This window comes from Nocardiopsis chromatogenes YIM 90109 (genome assembly GCF_000341185.1).
Classification (GTDB): Bacteria; Actinomycetota; Actinomycetes; order Streptosporangiales; family Streptosporangiaceae; genus Nocardiopsis_A; species Nocardiopsis_A chromatogenes.
In genome coordinates this window covers 1-3,780 of the sequence record NZ_ANBH01000348.1, presented here as the reverse complement: position 1 = coordinate 3,780, position 3,780 = coordinate 1, and the positions used below count along the sequence as shown (strand labels likewise).

Genomic DNA, 3,780 nt, shown 5'->3' with positions numbered 1-3,780 from the left:
CGGGACCATGTAGTCGGGCAGGCGCTCGGCCATGGCCGACCGCAGTGCGGCGGGCTCGGGCAGGGCGTCCGGTTCGGGGACGGCGTAGGCGGCCAGATAGGCCTGGCCGTGGGCGTCCTCGCGGGCGGCGACGACCCCCTGGGCGACGCCGGGGAGGCGGGTCAGGACGGCCTCGACCTCGCCGAGTTCGATCCGGAAGCCGCGCACCTTGACCTGGTGGTCGCCGCGCCCGAGATAGTCCAGGGCGCCGTCGGTGCGCCACCGGGCCAGGTCGCCGGTGCGGTACATGCGCTCGCCCGGCGCGCCGAAGGGGCAGGCGGTGAACCGCTCGGCGGTCAGGTCCGGGCGGCCGTCGTAGCCCAGCGCCAGGCCCGCCCCGGAGATGTACAGGTCACCGGGGACGCCGGGCGGCACGGGCCGGAGGTCGGGCCCGAGGATGTACACGCCGGTGTTGGCGATGGGGGTGCCGATGACGACCGGCTCCCCCGCGTGTACGGGTGAGGCGGTGGACCAGATGGTGGTCTCGGTGGGCCCGTAGAGGTTGGTCACCTCACGCGCGCGGGAGGCGAGGGTGTCCGCGAGATCAGGCGGCAGGGCCTCGCCGCCGACAAGGACGCGCAGGCCCTCGAGGACCGGGGCGCGCTCCTCGGCGAGGGCACGCCACAGGGTGGGCGTGGCCTGGACGATGGTGGCCCCGGACCCCTCGGCCAGATCGGCCAGGGCGGCGGGATCGCGCACAGTGTCCTTGTCGGCCAGAACGACCGTCGCCCCGCAGAGCAGCGGCAGGTAGATCTCCAGCGCCGAGATGTCGAAGCCGACAGTGGTCACCGCGAGCCAGCGGTCTTCCCCAACGAGGGGGAAGCGGTCGGCCATGTCCTCAAGGAAGTTGAGGAGGGCCCCGTGCGGGACCACCACCCCCTTGGGGCGCCCGGTCGAACCGGAGGTGTAGAGGACGTAGGCGGGTGATGCGGGGACGGGGTCGAGGACGTCGTCGTCCAGGACCACGACCGGGTCGGGTTCCGCATACGCGTGCTCGGTGGGCCTGACGGTCGCCCCGGCGGGTGTGGCGGTGTCATCGGCGGTGTCGGCGCCGGGCTCGGCGCCGGGGACCTGCTTCTCCGCGTCGTCCCTGGACGAACCGCGCCCCGGCTCCCCCGGCCTTCCTGCGGGCGCCGCCTGGGTGTCGGCCGGTCCTGTGGCCGAGAGGGTCCCCTCGCCTGCCGAATCGGCCCACGCCCACTCCACGGCCCCGGAACCGGCACCGCCCCCATCCACGGGAGCCTGCTCTGTCTCGCCCCGGCCGGTGCGTGTGTCCTGGACAGGGCCGACAACGGCGGACACGCCGACCGGAGCGGCCCCACCGCCCGCCGTGTCGGCCGCCGGCGTCCCTCCGGTCGCGGACGGGGCGCCGTGCCCGTCCGAGGCGCCGTCCACCGTTCGGTCCTGGTCGGCGCGCGTCGCCTGCCCGCCGCCGACCCCGGCCCGCCGATGCGGAGCACGGGCGTCCGTCCGGGCCTCCGAGCCACCGGGGAGAGCGGCACCTCCCGGGGCCGTACCGGCCGACACCCGCTCCACCGCCTCGGGGAGGAGGTCCTCCGCTCCGGGGGCCGTCACGGCCAGCCGCACGCCGGAGTCCTCCACCATCGCCGCGACGCGGTCGGCCGGGAACTCCGGGTCGATCGGCAGGTAGGCCGCACCGGTGCGCAGCGCGCCGACGATCGCGGGGAGCAGGTCGGCCCCGCGCGGCAGCACGACCGCCACCACCGAGCCCGCCCCGGCGCCGTGGGCGCGCAGGCGCTCCGCGACCGCGCCGGACCGCGCCCACAGCTCCCCGTAGGTCAGGGAGCCGTCTCCCGCCTGGACGGCCGTCCGCTCCGGGTGCTCGGCCGCGGACGCCGCGATGCGCGCCGCCAGCCCGGCCGCGCCGACCGGGCGCGCCTGGGCCCCGGCGCCGCCCAGCAGGCGTCGGCGCTCGGTGTCGGAGACCACCTCGAACTCGCCCACCGGCACGTCCGGGGCGGCCAGCAGGTGGATGAGCACCTGCCGGAAGCGCTCCACCAGGCTCTCGGCGGTCGCCCGGTCGAAGCGGGCGGTGGCGTAGCGCAGCGTGGCGGCGAGCCCCTCCCGCCCGGGCACCTCGGCGAAGGTGAATTCCAGGTCCAGCTTGGAGGTGGCCACGTCCACCGGGTGCACCTGCGCGTCGGCGCCCAGCAGGCGCGTGCGGTCGGACTCGCGCTGGTAGGTGACCATCACCTGGAACAGCGGGTGCCGCGCCGCCGAGCGGGCGGGGTCGCACTCGCGCACCACCGCCTCGAAGGGCACGGCGGAGTGGGCGAACGCCGCGATGTCGGCCTCGCGCACCCGCGCCAGCAGCTCGCGGCCGGTCGGCGCGCCGGACAGGTCGGTGCGCAGGGCCAGCATGTTCAGGTACATGCCGACGGCGTCGTGCAGGGCCTCGTCGGTCCGGTCGGTCACCGGGGTACCGACGGCGATGTCGTCTCCGGCGCCCATCCGGTGCAGCAGCGCCGTGACGGCCCCCTGCAGCAGCATGAACGCGGTGACCCCGTGTTCGGCGGCCGAGCGGCGGAGCGCGGCGGCCGTGTCCGCGTCGAGGTCGAACCCGACGGTGTCCCCGGCGCCGTCCGCGGTGGCCGGGCGCGGCCGGTCGGCGGGCAGCGGCAGCTCCGCCGGGAGCCCGTCCAGGGCGCGCCGCCAGTGCTCCAGCCCTCGGGCCATGGCGGAGGCCGGGTCGGTCTCGTCCCCGAGGAGTTCGCGCTGCCAACGCGCGAAGTCGGTGTAGCGGACCGCCGGGGCCGACCACTCAGGGGCGCGGCCGTCGCGGCGGGCGGTGTAGGCGGCGTCGAGGTCGCGGACGAACGGCCCCTCGGACCACTCGTCGGTGGCGATGTGGTGGAAGCACAGGCCCAGGACCGCCTCGCCGGGGGCCGTGCGCAGCAGCTCGGCGCGGACGGGGACGTCGGTGCGCACGTCGAAGGGCGTGTGGAAGAGGCGTGCCAAGTGCTCCTCGGCCGCGGCGGAGGCGCCGCCCGACGCGTCACGGGTCCGCAGTAGCGCGGGGACCCGGTCCATGGGCAGGACACGCGGACGCGGCCCGTCCCCGTCGTCGGCGTAGACGGTCCGCAGGACCTCATGCCGCTCCACGGTGTCGCGCAGGGCTGCGGCGAGCGCGTCCGGGTCGACGTCGCCGCGCAGGCGGAAGGCGAGCGGAACGTTGTAGGCGGCCCCGGGGCCGTGCATCTGCTCGTGGAACCAGATGCGCTCCTGGGCGTAGGAGAGCGGCGCGTCCTCGTCGGGGCCGGTCCGGGCGACCAGGGCGGGGCGCGGGTCCTCACCCGCGCGCTCGTCGAGCAGGTCCGCCAGGCGGGCGGGGGTGGGGGCGTCGAAGACGTCGCGCACGCGCACGGCCAGGCCGGACTGGGCGCGCACGAGGTTGGCGGCGCGGGTGGCGAGGAGGGAGTGGCCTCCCTGGGCGAAGAAGTCGTCGTGCACGCCGACCGACGGCACCCCGAGGACCTGCGCGAACGCCTGGCACACCTGCTCCTCGCGCGGGGTGCGCGGCGCCTCGGCCTCGGCGGCGGGGGCCGTGTCGGGGGCGGGCAGGGCCTTGCGGTCGATCTTGCCGTTCTCGGTCAGCGGGAGCGCGTCCAGGACGGTGAAGACCGACGGGACCATGTAGTCGGGCAGGCGCTCGGCCATCGCGGCGCGCAGGGCGGCGGGGTCGGCCCCGCCGGCGGCGGGGACGACGTAGGCGGCCAGGTG

At 76.7% G+C, this 3,780-nt stretch carries 1 protein-coding gene; it reads right to left on the bottom strand.

The window, feature by feature from the left end:
• Window positions 1-3,780 (bottom strand): non-ribosomal peptide synthetase (locus D476_RS0129925; RefSeq protein ID WP_017627556.1); only part of this gene is annotated, 3,780 nt, incomplete at both ends.